Origin of the sequence: Enterobacter sp. K16B (assembly GCF_020216105.1) — a bacterium.
Classification (GTDB): domain Bacteria; phylum Pseudomonadota; class Gammaproteobacteria; order Enterobacterales; family Enterobacteriaceae; genus Enterobacter; species Enterobacter sichuanensis.
Genome location: NZ_JAIWJZ010000032.1, coordinates 1 through 16,973 on the forward strand (window position 1 = coordinate 1; position 16,973 = coordinate 16,973).

Genomic DNA, 16,973 nt, shown 5'->3' on the forward strand with positions numbered 1-16,973 from the left:
AACAGTCCGCCGTTCTACCGACTGAACTACAGAGGAATCGTGTGAACGAGGCGCATAGTAACGACCTCAGTACGCCTTGTCAAAGGGGGAAAACACCCTTTTTGATCGTTTGCCGACAATTTCAGCAAATCGCTGATTTTATAGCAAAATCGCGGTGAAATTACACAGGAAGTGCGCCGCCCGCAGGCAGGCGGCGCGATGACTTAGAACAGGACGGAGTAGTTCAGACCAAAAGTGCGGCCACGGCCTTTATAGGTATAAAGACCCGGTGCGCCGTAGGTTGGGCTGTACAGCCCCGGAGCACGCTGGCCCCAGGCGGTGGTGTAGTTCTTGTCCAGCAGGTTTTCCACGCTGAAGCTGACTTTACCCACCGGCAGGGCGTAGCTGCCAAGGAAGTCGACGGTGTTATAGCCGTCGATCTTCTTGCCGTCGGCATCAGAGACGTCAAAGGTCTGCGTACTCTGCACGCGCAGGGTCCAGTCGCCCGGTGCCCAGTTGACCCAGGCGCTGGCTTTCGACGGGCTGGCGCTGTCAACCGTCAGCTTCTCCCATTTGCCGTTTTCACGGGTTTCGGACTTAATGGCGTTGAAGTTTGCGCCCGTGCTCCAGTCGCTGTCGGTGAAGAAATAGTCCACCTGACCTTCCACCCCGTAGATACGACGCTTGTCGTCTTCGAGGTTAATGGTCATGTCCGTCTTGTTGATGGTGATGGTTTTATCCGAGAGCGAGTAATAGGCCGCGACCTGCGTGCGCAGGTTATCCCCGGTGTAACGCCAGCCCAGCTCATACGCGTTGACCTTGATGCCATCCAGTTTCGAATCGTTCACGTTCACGCTGTTAACCAGACGATAGTGCCCGTCGACAAGCTGATATGTGCCGGAGCCGTAATATTTCGCCAGGTCAGGAATTTCGAAGCCCTGAGAGAAGTTAAACCACAGCTGCTGCTGTTCGGTCAGGCGGCCAAGGATCCCGGCGTTAAACAGGAAGTTGTTGTAATCCGTCTTCCCACCCGGTACCGCGTCGGCAGAGGTGGCCTTGCCGGTGGCGATGGCCTGCTGCTGGGCGTAACCGACAAAATCATCCACCTTGTTTTCGGTGTACTGGTAGCGCACGCCGCCGCTCAGGGTAATGGCGTCAATGTCGTAGCTCGCCTGCAGGAACGGGGCGAGGTTGGTGATGCTGTAACCCGGATAACGGCCCACGTTATAGGCGTTGTCGAGCTTCATGCCGCCGCTCGCCGCCGCTTTGCTCAGGTCGAAGAACTGCTGGTTAGCATCGAAGGTTTCGTGATCGGCATCCACACCCCAGGTCAGCGTCAGGTCATCCACCGGTTTGCTGTTCAGCGTCAGCTTGCCGCCGTAAAAATCGGTTTTCTGCTGGGAGGCGCCAATGCTGGTCACCGCCCCTTTGCTCAGGGTCGGGAACGGGTAGTAGGTCAGGCTCTCATCACGATAGTAGATCTGCGCAACCAGGTCCTGACCCCAGAAATCGGTATTGGAGTACTGCAGGTTAATCAGATGGCGCTCGGTACCAGGAATACGGTCAGAGTCCAGGTTGTTTTTGTTATACGCCGTGGCATCACCCGTTACCGCCGAGAAGTTCTTCCCGAGATACAGGCCATGCTTGCCGTCGGATTCGCTCTTGTAGTACTGCGTGGTTAACTGCAGCTGCTGGTGATCGTCAATGTTGATGGTGCCCGTGCCCATCACATCAATACGGTCGGAATACTGTAAGCCGGTCTGGGTGTTATCGATAATCACCTCGTTACCGTTGCCGTCATACCAGCCGCCGTAGCGCTGATACGAGACCGACAGACGGCCGGACGCGTTGTCATTCCCGCCGCTGACCGCCGCCGACACGTTCTCATCGTGATCGTTATGGCTGTTAAAGCCGCTTTTGGCACCGGTCTGGAACTCAACCTCAGTCTCCGGCTGGCCTTTTTTGGTGACGATGTTCACCAGACCCCCGGTACTGCCGCCGCCGTAGAGCGAGGTGGCGCCGGAGATCACTTCGATACGGTCGATGTTGAACGGATCGATCGAATCAAGCTGACGGCTGTCGCTGCGGGACGAGTTCAGACGCACGCCGTCCACCATCACCATCATCGAACGGCCGCGCAGGTTCATGCCGTAGTTGGTACGCCCCTGGCTGCTGACGTCCATGCCCGGGATCAGCTGCGCCAGCACGTCTTTAATCTCTTTCCCGCCCTGAACCTGCTGCTCAATTTCAGCCCGCTCAATAACCCAGGTGGTCTGCGCCATCTCCGCCACGCTGCGGTGCGCGCGGCTGGCGGAGACAACGATATTTTCTTCCTTTTGTTCTTCTGCCCACGCAGAGGTAGAAAGCATTGCAAGCAAGCACGGATTTAAAACCCAAAGATGAGAACGTTTCATTGTTATGTTGATCCTGAATGTGTGTGTCAGTACTCAGTCGTTTTGGCTAACGATTTAAAAACCTGGCTGCTCTCCGGGCTGGCGGTGCTGCGCCAGTGGATCACGCCGGGGGTAGTGGCCAGCTCAAACGGCTCATCGCCGTGCGCGCGATTCAGAATTCGCGCTGCACGCCAGGCCATCAGGCTGAGCTGGGGTTCGGCAATGCCGAGACGGTGCATCCCGGCATTCACGGCAAACAGGCGATTGCTCTGCGGGCCGTCCCATTCAAGGGTGAAATCGTTGTTGATACAGAAGGCGTCGTCCGTATCCAGATGGAGGCGGTGAGACAAAGGCGCGAGGAACGCCGGCTGTACGGCACGGTAGCCGGTGGCAAAAATCACCACGTCGCTCTCCAGCTGCTCGCTGCCGCCGTCGAGGTGATGCTGTATGCTCAGGCGCTGCCCGTTTTGCAGCCGCGTCAGCGCGGTCACCGAGCGGGACGGCATCAGGTGCGCCCAGGGTTTCTCACGCAGCACTTCAAAGCGGTGGTACATGGCGCGGTAAATGGCCAGCAGAGACTCGGTGGTGATCCCGTCGGAGGTCATCTTCTGCTCGTGCAGCATCTGGCGACGGGCCTCTTCACCGAGCGTGGAGAAGCTGTCCACGTACTCCGGCGTGAAATACTCGTTGGCAAATGCGGCCTCATCCAGCGCGTTGTAATTGTTGCGGCGTGACACCCAGTTCAGGCTCAGCGGCTGTCCCCATTCCCCGCGGAAGATATTTAAAAACAGGTCGGCGCCGCTCTGCCCGCCGCCGACGATAGTCACGCGCTTGCCCGCCAGATCCGGCGTGCGCAGCATCATCTCGCTGGCGTGGAAGCAGGTATCGTCCTGCACCGTGACGCAGTCGGGCAGATTGATCTGTTTGCCAATCCCCACGCAGACATGGCGTGCCAGGAAGCGATCGCGCTGGGTTACCACCTCAAACAGGCCGCTGTTCTCATCAAAACTGACCTGTTGCACCTGCTGGCTGAAGGCGAGATTGGTGAGGTTTTCCGCCGCCCAGCACAGGTAATCGGCAAACTCTTCGCGAGAGACGGTGCGCTGCTCGGTGGTCAGAAAGCGGTAGAACTTTTTACGCTGCACCAGGTAGTTGAGGAAGCTGTGGCGGTTGGTAGGCTCCACGGCGCTGACCAGATCCTTCAGGAAGCTGGTCTGCATGTGGCAGTCCGGCACCATCATTCCCGGGTGCCAGGAAAAATGCGGTTTACGCTCAAGAAACAGCGAGCTAAAGCCGTCCAGCCCCTCTGCGAGGGCGGCGATGCTGAGGTTAAACGGGCCAATACCAATGCCGATGAAATCATAGGTTTTCATTGCGCTGACTCCCGGGAGACCAGAAAAAGAGGGTTATCAAGATCGGAGACATAGTTCGGCAGCATACGGCTGCCGCCGTCGTGTTCGGAGAAGGTCAGTTTGACCGGGTTGAGGATCACGCGAATGATCTGCGGCCTGAAGAGATCGAATTTGGCGAAGCGCTCCGCCAGATCCGGGTGCGCAGCCATATAGCGCTGCAGCACGCCGGCGAGGATCTGGTAGAAACGCGTTTCGCTGACCCCGCTTTGCTGGGTAAGACGCGAGATAAACCGCAGCACCGTCACAAAGTTGCCGGTTTGCAGGTCGTGAATGATGTAATCCGCGCTCAGGCGCGCCGTGACGGCTTTCACCTGCTCCGGCAGGCTCTGCGCCTGCGGGAAATCCTCATCCACCAGGCGCATATCACCCTGGAAATCCTTCAGCAGGATGCGCTGTGGGACGTAATCTTTCATCACCAGCGTCACGTTCTGCCCGTGGGCGATGAGCGCCACCCCGTAGCGACACAGCAGGTGATAGAACGGGATCACCGTCGCCTCAAACAGCGTTTCCAGCCACGCTTCGGCGCTTAACCCCGAGTGTGTGATCCACGCGTCAATCAGCGGACGCCCGGCGTTATCGGTCTCCATCAGCGCCGCCATCAGCACCGCCTGTTCACCGTCCTGCAGATAGCAGGAGGGGTTTTCCCGCCAGATCACGCCCAGCATCTCCTGGTAGCGATAGGGCGCTTTCGGCAATGCGGCATAACCCGGATGCGAGAGATACCCCGCCGCTGGTTCGCCAAGCACCTGCGCGCCAGAGCGGACGAGGGTGGCGTCGCGGGTGAACTGCTGCTGTAACCAGCGCGATGCCAGCGGCCCGGCAGCAATGTACTTGCCCGGAATACCGCGATAGCAGGAGGTGTTGTAGATAGTCAGCGGCAGCTTGATGTCATATTTCGTGCGGCGGCTGGCGTTGGTCAGCGTGCGCAGGGACTGCTGCGCCAGGTACTCATCGCCAAACTCGCCCAGATCCACCATCTCACCGCGCGCCAGCTGGGCCAGGAAATGAATGGCGATCTTCTGCTGCCACTGCCACGGGTGCAGCGGCACCGGCAGCCAGCTGTCGTCGAGCCCCAGCGCCTGCCAGCGGGTGTCGAAGCGGGCGCGCTCGGCGTTGTCCATCGCGCTGGCCAGCAGATTGTGAATGTCGCAATCGGCGTCGCTGCTCCAGACCAGTTGCTCGCGCTTAACGGCGACCCAGTGCAGGCGAAAACGCCCGCGGTATTCCGGCGCGTACTGGCGCAGCGCATCCAGCCCCCAGCCGCGGCGTCCCTTGTTAAAAATAAACTTCGGATGGCCGCTCATCAGACACTGCAGTTCGTCCGGGTCGAGGTGGATAAGCGCGTCGGCATCCAGCGCTTCACGCGCCTGCAGCAATTGAATATCGCCCCGCAGCGTGGCGTAGAGATCTTCCAGATGCTCAGCCGTTTGCGCATCGCTCATCTCCAGCACCGTGGCCAGCTGCAGCAGCGCGCTTTCCGCTTCAATGGCCGCGCCGCTCACGGCAGTCAGGCTGTTCGGGTCGATATGCAGCCAGCCCCAGATCCCGCGCGTGGCGTGAAACTGCCAGGTTTCGCTGCCCATGGTGATTTGCCAGCGGTCCGTGTCCAGGGACTCGGCGCGCAGGGCGCGCTCGTATTCCAGCTCGGCGAGGATCTTCGCCACCATCTCACGGTTCACTTTTTGCCAGAGTGCGTTCACAGGCCCACCTCGCTGAAGAAGCGGTGACGCTCGCTCATGATGAGGCGCGAACGCTTGTGCGGGAAATCGAACTCTTTGACGGTGTCGAAACCGGCGCTAGCCAGATGGCGGAACAGGCGCTGATTGTCGAAACGTGGCTCGGCGACAATCCGCGTGGTGCGCGGTTCATCCATAAACAGGTAGTGGCTCAGGCCGCGCAGCCAGCTGCGGATATACTGCGCGCCGCGCCAGTTCTCTTCCCCGACCAGCATATGCAGCCCGCGGTCAAACGGCTGCCAGCGATAGTGGCGACCAATACGATCTTCCGGCGCCCAGTAAAGCTCAAAATAGCCGAACGGCCGATCGTCAAAGCAGCCGATAACCGGATAGCAGTACGTCGAATCGAGCTGACGGCGCAGGTAGTTCTCCTGCTCGGCCTGCGGGCCGGCCATCTCCCAGAAGGCGTTGACGCGTGGATTGTTCATCCATTGGGTAAAACGTTCGCCGTCCAGCGCCACGTCCGCCACGCGGAAGCTCAGGGTGCGTTTAATCTGCGGATCGTAACGGCGATAGACTTCGCCCTGCGGACGGTGAGGGCGCAGCGGGAAGTACAGCTGACGGCTCTCATCGAACTGCATGCCACCGCTGGCCTGCGGACGTTCGCCTCTAAGCCACAGCGGCAACTGCCAGAAGGTCTCACGGGCCAGATAATCCCCGTGAGCCTGGCGAAACAGCGCCTGCGCCTGGGGTTCATCCTGCCAGACCGCCCATGGCAGCGTGATGCCGGTCAGCGACGGTGCGGCGACAAACAGCTGATCCAGCGCCTCGACCAGCCAGCCGTCCGGGATGTCGTTCAGGCGCTCAAGCACCGCGCTGCCGTCGAGACCCAGGCTCAGCGGAAGAGATTTATCCGTTGCGGTGCAGCGAAAGCCGTAGCCGGAATGGACGATATTCGCGTTAGCCATCACGCCTTCTCCTTGTAAAACGGGTTGCTAAAGTCGAAATAGATCACCGCCGGGTCGGCAATGGTGTTTTCGTTGCGATCGTGCAGGTAACAGAAGAAGTTGCCTTTGCAGTTCCAGGTCGGGCTGTCGAGCACGTAGTCAAGGCAGCGGGTCTGCTTCGCGGTCTGGCGCAGTCCGGCCAGCGCGTCACGCACCCGGGTCATCAGGCTCTCTTCGCTGTCGAAACCGGCAGCGGCGAGGGCGGCGGTGACGGCGAGTGTGGAGTTCAGCAGCAGGTAATAGGGGAAGTAGCGCAGCAGCTGGCTCTCGCCGAAGCGGTTTTCCACCTCGCTTTCGCCCGCCTCCTGCAGCCACGCGTCGGCCCCTTCGGTCCAGGCGCTGCCCTGGCAGTCACGGTAGATAAGCCCGACGGGGAAATCCTGCTGCATCTCAACGAGGATATTTTGCTGGTGTGCCAACAGCACCAGACCGTAGTCCGCCTCGGCGCTGAACAGCGGGAGGAGCACGCGGTCGCAATAGGCGTCCAGCCAGCAGCGCGCGGCCTGGGCTAGCGGTAAATCCAGCCGCTGGCTGAGGCGGCGCACCGCCGCGGCCAGCAGGCTATCACCGCCGTCCGGCGCGGCCTGCGTCAGGCTCACCAGCACGTTGGTTTGCGTAGCCGGGGTATCAAACAGCAGGTTAACGCGTAGCGCCATCAGGCTCTCTTCCTGAATGGTGCCGCTTTCGTCACGCAGACCCGCCCAGCCGTCTTCCTGCATGACGCGCATGGTGGGGTAGCGCGCCTGGAGTTCCTGCCAGCGCGCCGTCTTCGCCAGACGCGCCAGACGCATCCCGCGTTTAACCTCTTTCACCGACAGCGTGCGCACCGAGTTGGTCAGGCGCACGCTGAGGGAAAACTTAATCATGTCGCTGTTGGTTTCGCTGTACAGCGAGCGGGAAGAGCTTGTCGGCAACCATTGTGCGCCCGCTTCGCCCAGATCCTGCAGAGCACCCTTCGTCACCAGCCGCTGGCACCACGCCTGCTCCAGCAGATACTCCGCCTGCCATGGATGCATCGGCAGCAGCCAGCGGGTGTCGGTGAAGTGGCCGAGCAGCTCAGGCGCGCTCTGGGCGGCGAATCGCAGCAGGCGTTCGCGCAGGGAGACGTTCAGGCTGTCGCCGGCAATCAGTTCGCTCTCAACGGCAAACCAGCGCAGCGGGAAGCGGGAGGCGAAATCGGGCAAATAGCGACGCGCTTCGGCTTCGTTAAACGGCTCGTGCGATTTCGGGGCCGGGTGAAACGCATGCCCCACCAGCAGCGCCTGTTCCGCCTCGGCGAACGTCAGCGGCGTGTCGCGCAGGGTTGCCCAGCGGTGACGCAGGTCGATCGCCTGCCAGGTGTGGGCATGGCTTTCGAGGACGCGCTGTTTAAAACGCGCCAGCGTATCGGCATCCAGTGAGCCTTTTACAGAGGGTTTTTCAAGAATTAAATCAACCAGTTGAGGGAAAGTGACGGCGTCACCATAGTCGCTGTCGCTCTGGATAAGCGTTGCCGGGAAACGGTACTGATGATGCTGGGTTGGGGAAAAATAGTGTACTGAAACCCGAATGGCCTGGGTTGGCGAGAGCGGGATATGGATTTGCGATAACGCATCCGCGCAGGTCGCGGGGAGATAGCGCCAGTCCTTCGTTTCGCGCAACAGGGCGTTTAAAAAACACTGGGCCGCAACGTCTGTACCGGCAGAGCGGGGCAGAGTACGCATAGGTGTACCTCATTCCATGACTGATAATAATTCTCGTTATGATATTCATTCTGTTTACAGTCGCAACTATTTTTGCAATATTTGTTTTCATAAAGTTCATGATTTCCACACATTTATTGACACTATGTTCACAATTCTATGCGCTCACTTTCTGACACTCTGACGGACAATCTCACCCCGAAAGCGAACTGGCCCTTGGCATTGTGTGCAGGTTTATTAGGGATCGGACAAAACGGTTTGCTGGTGATGCTGCCGCAGCTGGTCACCCTGACCGGACTCTCCCTCTCCGTCTGGGCGGGTCTGTTGATGTTCGGATCGATGCTCTTTTTACCGGCCTCGCCCTGGTGGGGACGCCAGAGCGAGCGGCACGGCTGTAAAAGCGTGATGCTGGCCGCGCTCAGCGGCTATCTGGCCAGTTTTGTCGTCATGGCGCTGGTGGTCTGGGCGATGGCCGCCGGGAGGCTGGATACCGTCTGGGGGCTGGCGGGGCTGGTCCTCTCGCGAACGCTGTACGGCCTGACGGTCTCCGGGCTGGTGCCTGCGGCCCAGACGTGGGCGATTCAGCGTGCGGGGCTGGAGAAAAGAATGGCCGCGCTGGCGACAATCAGCTCCGGTCTCAGCTGCGGGCGTCTGCTCGGCCCGCCGCTGGCGGCGATGATGCTCAGCGTTAACCCGGTGGCGCCGCTGTGGCTGATGGCGATCGCGCCGTTAATCGCTCTGCTGCTGGTGCTTCGCGAAGTCGCCGATCCGCCGCTGCCGCCGGTGGCGCACCAGTCGACCCGGCTAACCGCAGCAATGCTGCCGTTTCTGCTGCTGGCGCTGCTGCTGGCGGCGCTGGTGAGTCTGATGCAGCTTGGCCTGTCACCGCATCTTAGCCCGTTGCTGAACGGTAACGCCCGGGAGATTAGCCATCATGTCGCGGTCCTGCTGAGCCTGGCCGCGCTGGCCACGCTCGCGGCGCAGTTTCTGGTGGTGCGCCCGCAGCATTTCAGCCCGGTCACCTTGCTCTGCCTGGCGGCGGGGCTGATGGTTATCGGCCTTGGGGTGATGTGTATTGCGGATGTCGCGCTGTTCTACGTGGGGATCGTCATCACCTCGCTGGGGGCGGCCATGGCGACGCCCGGCTATCAGTTGCTGCTGAACGACAGGTTGACGACAGGGAAAGGAGCGGGGGTGATTGCCACCAGCCATACGTTAGGCTACGGCGTCAGCGCGCTGCTGGTCCCGCTGGTAACGCGCATATCCGGTGAGTCGTCGTTAATCGTGGCCGCCTGGGGAATGGCGCTGCTGTTTTTGGCCCTGAGCGTAGGGGTATGGTCAGCTGAGCGTACCCCGGCCGGAAGACGCTAGTGGACCTGGCGGGCAGACGCGCCGCCAGACTCCTCATGCTGCCGCAGGCGCTTAAGCGGATCCTGCTGATAAAAGTGGCAGAAACGCTGCCACAGCGCCGGGAAACGGGGCGCGAAGAGCTCGGGTGCGCTGAAGAAATACTCTGACAGCACCGCAAAGCATTCGGCGGGATCGGTCGCCGCATAGGCATCGATGCTGGCCGCGCTTTCCCCCACCAGGTCAATTTCGTCCTGGATGTTATCCATCGCCGCGTGCAGATCGTGCTCCCACCCCGCGACGTCGCGAAGCGGGATCAGCGGCACACCGCTGGCGCGATCGCCGTTGCGGGTATCCAGCTTATGCGCCACCTCATGAATAATCAGATTAAAACCGGACGCGTCGAACGAGTCCTGAATATCGAGCCAGTTGAGGATAATCGGCCCTTGCTGCCAGCTTTGCCCGGACTGCACCACGCGCTGGTTATGCACCAGCCCTATATCATCTTCCCACTCGTCATCCACCACGAACGGCGCAGGGTAGATCAGCACTTCGTGGAAACCGTCCAGCCACTCAATACCGAGTTCAAGCACCGGCAGGCAGAACAGCAGGGCGATGCGCGCACTTTTATGGGCATCCAGCTCAAACCCCTGCAGCGGGACCAGCCGCTTTTGCTGCAAAAAGCGATCCGCCAGCTGAATCAGCTTTGACTGTTCATCCGGCTGGAGACTGGCCAGCACGGGGATCGCCAGCGCGTCATCCCACGGCAGCGCCGCATGTTGACCAGCATCATTTGATTTCCAGGGCCACTTAATCATCGCTTTGCTCGCAAACTCGTCACGTGAACAAAATTGAAAGGTCAGGTTAACATGCCAAAGAACCCGGCATGAAGGCAACTACAAAACGTTGAGATGTCGGAATGGCAGAAGAGGCCAGCCTCTCTGCCATTATTCAACCACTTATCCCGTTTCCTTTCAGTGATAAAAATCCCACATGCGTGCAAAAGCAGATCAGGCAGAAGTCTTCATCACTTTGTTCAGAATCAGTCTGTCCAGGCGCTGCGATACCTGCGTACAGATCACCTCGACACTCTGATCCTGATGGTACAGGGCATAGTGTAGCGCTTCAGGCGAAATATGCGCTGCGCTGGCTTGCGTGTCGGCTTTCGCTTTTATCGCCCTGGAGAGGGCATAGCGTGCCGCGTTTGCCCGCTTCTTATCGTAGTGTTTAAGTGCATCAATTTTTTGATGACACGCTCTCAGTCTCTCCTCTGGTGAAACTGCGGTAACCGGGGCGACCTCTTCTGCAACCGGTGCTGGTGCTGCGACGGCGACCGGCGGTGCCACCTGAACCGGTAGCTCACGCTTTGTCTGGCACGCCGTCAGGCCCACTGCCGCAATCAACAAAATAACAGTTCTCATGATGACCCTTGTGAGTGTAATGGGGGCAATATTTTACGCGATGCCCTCCGGTTCCAAATGTGTAATAAACGAATAGAACTGCACAGGAAGATTATTTTTAGACAGCGGACAGACCGCCAGGTTATTCGTGATAATTGCTGACAATAATCAGCGCTTATTGTCCGGTAGCCCGTATGGTTTGAAATAAAAAATGTTGCTACCGTTTAATTGTCAGCGCGGGAATATCTTGCTGACACGCTTATTTTTAAATGCATAACCCTGAATATTCAGCATCTCACACACATTTATGGAGTGATTATGGTGTTAAAGAAAGCCGCGTTTATTGCTATTCCTCTGATGTTTTCCGCCTCTGCCCTGGCCGACCTTGGCGCAAGATGCTGCCCTTTCAGCGATGAAAGCCTGAAAGAAGATATTCGTCCTCTCGAAGGCTCTCTGGACAAAATTCTCCAGCTGGAAGGGGTCTCTTATACCTGGAAAGAGAATAAAAGCCAGGATGTCGGCTTAATCGCGCAGAATGTGGAAAAGGTCTACCCGGAACTGGTCAAAACGGAAGACGGAAAAAAACAGGTCGACTACCAAAAGCTGGTGGCCCCGCTGATTGAAGCCGTACGCGAGCAGCAGAATGAAATTAAGGCCTTAAAGGCTGACGTTGCACAATGTGCATTGAAAAATAAGTAATGAAACCCTGAGCCCGACGACATCATGACGGGCTCAGGCAGATCGTTAGCGACGTTTAATCTTCCCGAGCGCGTCAATCAGTTGTGCCTTCTCAAGGTCAGAGAGCTGCTTATCGTCCAGCAACCGGGCCAGCGTGCGGTCCTGCTCTTCACCAAACCCACCACCGGTCAGGATTTGACGGCTAATCAGATTCAGGATCGTATTATCCAGTTCCAGAATTTGTGCTCTGACTTCTTTCAGGGGACGGGGCTGCCACGCTTTTTCTGGCTGTAAACGCCAGCGGTCAAGGTAGCGATACTGGATATTTTTACTGATGGCCATTTGCGTCTGGACAAACGCGTCAATACTCTGCGGATCCAGCATGGCGTCACGGGCAGCGCTCTGCGCCTTCAGGAGCACATTTTTTTCCCGCGGGAGATCCTCAACGGGAAGATGGTTCGCCGCTTTATAGCCTGCCACATCCTTCATCACGTCGAACCGTGTATTTAAGGCCTCTGCCAGCTCAGGCAGGGTTGCGGCGTTTACGGACGTGGCCAGAGAAGAGCCACACATTAATATTGATGAAACCACGACAGCGAAATAGCGCACGGTTTTTCTCTCACAAATAATGGTTGGGAATCTATTATGGCAGCCTGTTTTTTACAGGCAATCCTTTATAACGTTAATAAGCGATGACAATTGTAAGCATTTCGGGTGATAGGGGGGTAAATAATTTATTCCGTTCACTAAAGTCGTTAATAGTGGAAAGGTCTTTAAGGTTATTGCCAGATAAACAGATTGAACTTCCTGATAGCATAATAAAGAGCAATTTATACCACACGCAATGTGCGCTATCACGCGCCACTCAATATGACTCTGGAAATAAAATGAAAACGAATATTATTATGCGCAGCCTGTTAATTGCAGGGTTTAGCGCGACAGTCCCTTTTGCCTCTGCTTCTTATAACGGCTTTGATGCCCGCAGCACCGCCATGGGTGGCACCGGCGTGGCGTCGGCACACTTTGGCGTGGCGCCACTGGTGAACCCGGCCCTGCTGGCGACGTCGCGCTCGCAGGATAAAATCAGCCTGATTGCACCGTCCCTCGGCGCGCAGGTCAGCGATCCGGCCAACCTGATTGATGGTTTTGATGATGTCAAATCGGCCTGGGACAGGCTGGAAAGCGCCATTGGCACCGGCAATGAGGCGCAGGCCGCAGGCAAACTGGGGGATATGGTTGCGGGTCTTTCCGGGGAAAATGCATACGCGAATGTCGGGCTGTCGATGGTGCTGGCGGTGCCGGATGATTCACTGCCCATCGCGCTATCCGTTAACACCTGGGCGAAGGGCAATGCCCGTGCGCTGGTCAGTCAGAGCGACCTGGAGTACCTCGAAGGCGTTGCCAATGGATCTATTATTCCTGTGGAGGAGGATCTGGATAAGCTGACCTCCCGCGCCGAAGGGATGGCGGCGCTGATCACGGAATATGGTGTATCGATTGCCCGTCCGTTTACCGTGGGGGATATTCCTGCAGGCGTTGGCATCACGCCGAAGATCCAGCGTATTGAAACGTGGAACTATAACGTTGCCATCAACAACTATGACAGCTCCGATCTGCGCGATGGCAACTGGCAGCACCAGACCATGAGCGCCAACATCGACGCCGGTCTCTTTGCCTCGCCGACGCCAGGCTGGATGGTGGCGCCTTTCCGCGCAAAACCTGTTTGAGAACCGCGTGAAAACCCGAGAGGTGAATGGCTATCAGCCTGCTTTTGTGATCCGTCCACAGCTTACTGCCGGTACCGCCTGGCAAACCGGTCCTGTTACGCTGGGGGCCGATATTGACCTGACACCGGTCAGCAATTTCCAGTATATCGACAAAAATCAGTACGCGGCCTTTGGCGCGGAATGGCGCACCGCCGACTGGGTGCAGCTGCGGGCGGGCTATCGTCTTGATATGCGCGGCAACGACCGCCGCGTGGTGACGGGCGGTGTCGGGCTTTCCGCCGGTGAGGCCATGCAGTTTGACGTAACCGCCATTGCCGGACGCGACCGCACGATTGGCGGTGTCGCGCAATTTACCTTCTACTTCTGACGACTCAGGCCACGCGGTGTGGCCTTTTTTACTGCAGCGATCGCGCAGGGAGCCTATGAATAAAAAAACACGTGATGGAATAAAAGCCTATACGCCACTCTCACTGAAGCTGTATGACTGGTGGGTGCTTCAGGTTTCTAACCGCTATGCCTGGCAATGCGACACAAAGCGGCATCTTATCCCCCATTTCAGAAATAACATGAAAAATAACCACCTCGATGTGGGTGTCGGAACCGGTTATTACCTGACGTTTACGCCGGACCTCTGCGACATATCGCTGCTTGATTTGAACAGTTCCAGTCTGGAGGCGGCGAAGGCCCGCGTGGGCAGAAAGAGAATAAAAGCGTCCATATTGCATGATGTGTTCGACCCGTACCCACCGCATTTGCGCGAGCAATTTGATTCCGTGTCGATGTTCTATCTGCTCCACTGCCTGCCCGGCGAAATGCACGATAAAGCAGAGGTAATTGCCCACGCCAGTACGGCGTTAACGAAAGAAGGATGTTTATTTGGCGCAACCATTCTGGGTGACGATGCGGGTCATAACCGGTTCGGGCGAAAACTGATGCGAATTTATAATCAAAAAGGCATCTTTTCTAACCGCACCGACAGCGCAGAAGGGTTAGCGTCTCTGCTCTCCCGCTATTTCGGTCATGTGGAGATCCTCATTGAAGGGCGAGTGGCGCTGTTTAAAGCCGAGCGCAAAAAAGAGGGTATGCTGGCCGAATAATTTCAGTTGATTGTCTTTTCACCGATGAATAAACGGAGAGGAACTCCTCTCTGTTTATTTCTAATCAGAAAGGCAATTCATGAAACCGTTATTTTATTTTTCGCCGCTTCGCAGGGCGATCCTCGTCACACTACTTGGCACCGCCGGTGCTTCCTCTGCCGCCACCCTCATCGAAAAAGACACCCTGATTGATGGTCGCTCCCCGAGTAATGAAGACTATCAGGTTCAAAATGGCGCGACGCTAACCGCAAAGGATGCGGTTGCCGGTAACGTGACCATCTCTGACGGCCATCTGGTCATGGACGGTGGTCAGATTAATGATTACCTGATGCTGGACGCTGGCAGTACGGCAACCATTGATAATGCCAGCGTTAAGTTCGCCGCATTGATGGGGGACTCCCGGCTGCGGAACACGACGATTGAAACCCAGCTTGTTGTGTATGATGCTCAGTTAGCCGCGGCACAAGTCCGCATGCAGCAATTCGTGACGAATAATGCCGAGGTCATCGTCGAGAATGGCGTGATTGCTAATAACAACGAAATGTACACCGGAGCCGTTGATTTTGACGATACCAACGGCACGTTTATCGGTAGCACCATAAAGGGATATCAGTCCGGCATATCCCTCAACGGCAAGAACAAGGTTGGTCTGGATCATTCCAGCGTCTGGGCGGTAAACGGCCCTGCGTTTATGGCCCGTACCGGGACGCAGGATATTCTCCTGACAAATGGCAGCACCGCTGGCTCCGATACCGGTGAACTTCTGACCGCCAGAAAGGGCAGTGAGGTCTCCCTGTCGCTCAACGCCAGCCAGGCCGCAGGCATTGTCCGTGCGGAAGAGGGTGCTGTAGTGGACGTCGCGCTCCGCAACGGCAGCCACCTCTCCGGCAGCATGACCAACGTCAATGCCCTGTCGCTGGACAACTCCTCCCTCTATGAAATGACGGCAGATTCCGATATCAAATCCCTTTCCATGGCGGGCGGAACGGTGAAATTTGCCGCAGGCGAGGAGTACCGCACCCTGACGCTTGGCACGCTCTCCGGCCGCGGCCATTTTGTGATGAATGCCGATCTCCTCACGGGCGAAGCCGATCTTCTGGATATTACCGGCAGCGCCTCCGGGAAACATACCCTGCACGTGGCGGCCAGCGGTCGTGAGGCCGGTCGCGACGCGCTGACCCTGGTGCGAACCGGCGGCGGTGATGCTGAGTTTGCCCTGAATGGGGGGCGCCTCGACGTGGGAGCCTGGCAGCATACGCTGGTGCGTAATGGCAATCAGTGGGAGCTGGTGCAGGCGCCAGGTTCAACCTCCGCGTCTACCGATGCAATGCTGTCGATGGCGTCCGCGCCACAGTTTATCCATGAGTATGAAATGAACGTCCTGCGCTCGCGTCTTGACGACACCCGCACCCGGCCGCAGTCCGGCATGTGGGGCACTGTGCTGCACAGCCGCAGCGATGTCGACGGGGCCTGGGGTTCCGCCTACCGCCTGGAACAGAACGGCATGATGCTGGGCGGCGATAAGGTAACTTCTCTGAATGCAGGGGATCTCACCACAGGGGCCTGGCTGAGCCAGTCAACCGGTCAGGTGAAGCATGCCCGCGGCGGCCAGAGCCGTGTCACCAGCTACGGTGGCGGTCTGTATGCCACGCTGAACTCGGCTAACGGCTGGTACACCAGCGGCTCCGCGCAGATTAACCATTTTGCCAACAAGCTGAGCGCCCGCATGAGCGATGGCGCATCGGCGCGTGCCGACTGGCACAGCTGGGGATACGGACTGGGTCTGGAAGCGGGTCGTCATATCGCCCTGAGCGATGCCACGCGTCTGACGCCATTTGCCGGGCTCGACGGCTGGATGACCCCGTCTGAGCACGTCAAACTGAACAACGGGATGACGGCGGAAACCGGCGACGGACGTTCACTGCAGGCGCAAGCCGGTCTGCGCGTGAGCACGCGTCTGGAGGCCGGTGAGGTGCAGGTCATGCCTTATGCGACGGCGGCCCTGCGTCAGGAGCTGGTCAAAAACGGCAGTACGCGCATTAACGAAACCTATGACTTTACCAACGACTTCACCGGAACGGGTGGCACATTCACAGGCGGTATCAGCGTGAAAGTGACTCCGTCAACCGAGGTCTGGCTGGATGCGAGCTACGCGAAGAGCGAGCATGTTGAGTCGCCGGTGGTGGGGAGTGTCGGCCTGCGCGTCGATTTCTAAGTTGTACCGCAAGCATGACCGGTTCGCCGGTCATGCTCGGGCTCAACCGCGGTTCCGGTAACTCACCGTAACCTGATTACTCAGCACCGTTAACGGGGCGTCAAGACGCCCGCCCGCCGCGGAATAATACTCGAAACGAAAAGGCCCGCCTGCCGGCATCCCGGCAGGCAGGGAGCGCTCGCCGGAAAAACCGGAGAGCGGCAGGCAGCGTGCCGCGCTGCACAGGCGAATGCGAAACCCCGGCGGGGTCAGCCCATGGGTCGTGATTTTCCAGTGTATGCGGGAGGCCACGGCCCCCGCGGGCAGGGGAGAGGGGCTTTGCACCGGTTTGCTCTTCAGCACCTGCTGGCCCCGCGTCAT

At 58.3% G+C, this 16,973-nt stretch carries 13 protein-coding genes and 1 pseudogene; 5 read left to right on the top strand and 9 right to left on the bottom strand.

Translation table 11 applies throughout. The annotated features are described in order from the left end of the window. Positions 1 to 203: 203 nt before the first annotated feature. Genes LDK53_RS08660 through LDK53_RS08680 form a run of 5 tightly spaced genes read right to left on the bottom strand, consistent with a single transcriptional unit; the run spans position 204 to position 8,170 of the window. Positions 204 to 2,393, bottom strand: coding sequence for a TonB-dependent siderophore receptor (locus tag LDK53_RS08660; protein WP_225285497.1), 2,190 nt, complete (start codon positions 2,391 to 2,393; stop codon positions 204 to 206). A 26-nt stretch (positions 2,394 to 2,419) separates the two neighbouring features. Further along, complete coding sequence (locus LDK53_RS08665) at positions 2,420 to 3,745, bottom strand: lysine N(6)-hydroxylase/L-ornithine N(5)-oxygenase family protein (RefSeq protein WP_059385169.1); 1,326 nt, start codon at positions 3,743 to 3,745, stop codon at positions 2,420 to 2,422. Continuing rightward, entirely contained in the window at positions 3,742 to 5,484 is a 1,743-nt protein-coding gene (iucC, locus tag LDK53_RS08670) for an aerobactin synthase IucC (RefSeq protein ID WP_318527750.1), read from the bottom strand. Before iucC ends, LDK53_RS08665 begins: the two co-directional genes overlap by 4 nt. Then, positions 5,481 to 6,428 (bottom strand): GNAT family N-acetyltransferase, encoded by a 948-nt coding sequence (locus LDK53_RS08675; protein ID WP_225285499.1) that lies wholly within the window; start codon positions 6,426 to 6,428, stop codon positions 5,481 to 5,483. Before LDK53_RS08675 ends, iucC begins: the two co-directional genes overlap by 4 nt. Beyond that, the gene (locus tag LDK53_RS08680; protein WP_225285500.1) at positions 6,428 to 8,170 is read right to left on the bottom strand and encodes an IucA/IucC family protein; all 1,743 of its coding nucleotides are present in this window, start codon (positions 8,168 to 8,170) and stop codon (positions 6,428 to 6,430) included. The genes LDK53_RS08675 and LDK53_RS08680 overlap by 1 nt, the downstream gene beginning before the upstream one ends. 138 nt (positions 8,171 to 8,308) lie before the next feature. On the opposite strand from LDK53_RS08680, the gene LDK53_RS08685 reads away from it, so the two are divergent. Further along, a complete protein-coding gene (locus LDK53_RS08685) occupies positions 8,309 to 9,520 on the top strand; it encodes an MFS transporter (protein WP_225285501.1) in 1,212 nt (403 codons plus the stop codon). Here LDK53_RS08685 and mtfA read toward each other — a convergent pair. Both mtfA and LDK53_RS08695 read right to left on the bottom strand, forming a co-directional pair. Beyond that, entirely contained in the window at positions 9,517 to 10,314 is a 798-nt protein-coding gene (mtfA, locus tag LDK53_RS08690; protein ID WP_025758678.1) for a DgsA anti-repressor MtfA, read from the bottom strand. The genes LDK53_RS08685 and mtfA overlap by 4 nt on opposite strands. A gap of 192 nt (positions 10,315 to 10,506) precedes the next feature. Beyond that, positions 10,507 to 10,917, bottom strand: coding sequence for a hypothetical protein (locus tag LDK53_RS08695; RefSeq protein WP_225285502.1), 411 nt, complete (start codon positions 10,915 to 10,917; stop codon positions 10,507 to 10,509). A gap of 297 nt (positions 10,918 to 11,214) precedes the next feature. On the opposite strand from LDK53_RS08695, the gene LDK53_RS08700 reads away from it, so the two are divergent. After that, positions 11,215 to 11,595, top strand: coding sequence for a tail fiber domain-containing protein (locus LDK53_RS08700; protein WP_225285504.1), 381 nt, complete (start codon positions 11,215 to 11,217; stop codon positions 11,593 to 11,595). Between the two features lie 45 nt (positions 11,596 to 11,640). Here the strand turns inward: LDK53_RS08700 and LDK53_RS08705 are convergent, their stop codons facing one another. Further along, positions 11,641 to 12,183, bottom strand: a complete 543-nt coding sequence (locus LDK53_RS08705) for a chorismate mutase (protein ID WP_225285506.1) — start codon at positions 12,181 to 12,183, stop codon at positions 11,641 to 11,643. Positions 12,184 to 12,461: 278 nt separating this feature from the next. On the opposite strand from LDK53_RS08705, the pseudogene traF reads away from it, so the two are divergent. The 3 genes and pseudogenes from traF to LDK53_RS08725 all read left to right on the top strand — a co-directional run bounded on the left by traF (position 12,462) and on the right by LDK53_RS08725 (position 16,613). Continuing rightward, positions 12,462 to 13,668, top strand: a pseudogene (gene traF, locus LDK53_RS08710) (conjugal transfer protein TraF). Between the two features lie 55 nt (positions 13,669 to 13,723). Continuing rightward, positions 13,724 to 14,398, top strand: coding sequence for a methyltransferase (locus tag LDK53_RS08720; RefSeq protein WP_225285514.1), 675 nt, complete (start codon positions 13,724 to 13,726; stop codon positions 14,396 to 14,398). A 79-nt stretch (positions 14,399 to 14,477) separates the two neighbouring features. Further along, positions 14,478 to 16,613, top strand: a complete 2,136-nt coding sequence (locus LDK53_RS08725) for an autotransporter outer membrane beta-barrel domain-containing protein (RefSeq protein WP_225285518.1) — start codon at positions 14,478 to 14,480, stop codon at positions 16,611 to 16,613. 42 nt (positions 16,614 to 16,655) lie between these two features. Here LDK53_RS08725 and LDK53_RS08730 read toward each other — a convergent pair. Further along, positions 16,656 to 16,973 (bottom strand): flagellar protein FlhE (locus tag LDK53_RS08730; protein ID WP_225285520.1); only part of this gene is annotated, 318 nt, incomplete at its 5' end.

What these genes read in the sequence shown, in the direction of transcription:
- LDK53_RS08660 (WP_225285497.1), bottom strand. Translation starts at nt 2,393, where the DNA reads ATGAAACGTTCTCATCTTTGGGTTTTAAATCCGTGCTTGCTTGCAATG.
- LDK53_RS08665 (WP_059385169.1), bottom strand. Translation starts at nt 3,745, where the DNA reads ATGAAAACCTATGATTTCATCGGCATTGGTATTGGCCCGTTTAACCTC.
- LDK53_RS08675 (WP_225285499.1), bottom strand. Translation starts at nt 6,428, where the DNA reads ATGGCTAACGCGAATATCGTCCATTCCGGCTACGGCTTTCGCTGCACC.
- LDK53_RS08680 (WP_225285500.1), bottom strand. Translation starts at nt 8,170, where the DNA reads ATGCGTACTCTGCCCCGCTCTGCCGGTACAGACGTTGCGGCCCAGTGT.
- LDK53_RS08685 (WP_225285501.1), top strand. Translation starts at nt 8,309, where the DNA reads ATGCGCTCACTTTCTGACACTCTGACGGACAATCTCACCCCGAAAGCG.
- mtfA (WP_025758678.1), bottom strand. Translation starts at nt 10,314, where the DNA reads ATGATTAAGTGGCCCTGGAAATCAAATGATGCTGGTCAACATGCGGCG.
- LDK53_RS08695 (WP_225285502.1), bottom strand. Translation starts at nt 10,917, where the DNA reads ATGAGAACTGTTATTTTGTTGATTGCGGCAGTGGGCCTGACGGCGTGC.
- LDK53_RS08700 (WP_225285504.1), top strand. Translation starts at nt 11,215, where the DNA reads ATGGTGTTAAAGAAAGCCGCGTTTATTGCTATTCCTCTGATGTTTTCC.
- LDK53_RS08720 (WP_225285514.1), top strand. Translation starts at nt 13,724, where the DNA reads ATGAATAAAAAAACACGTGATGGAATAAAAGCCTATACGCCACTCTCA.
- LDK53_RS08725 (WP_225285518.1), top strand. Translation starts at nt 14,478, where the DNA reads ATGAAACCGTTATTTTATTTTTCGCCGCTTCGCAGGGCGATCCTCGTC.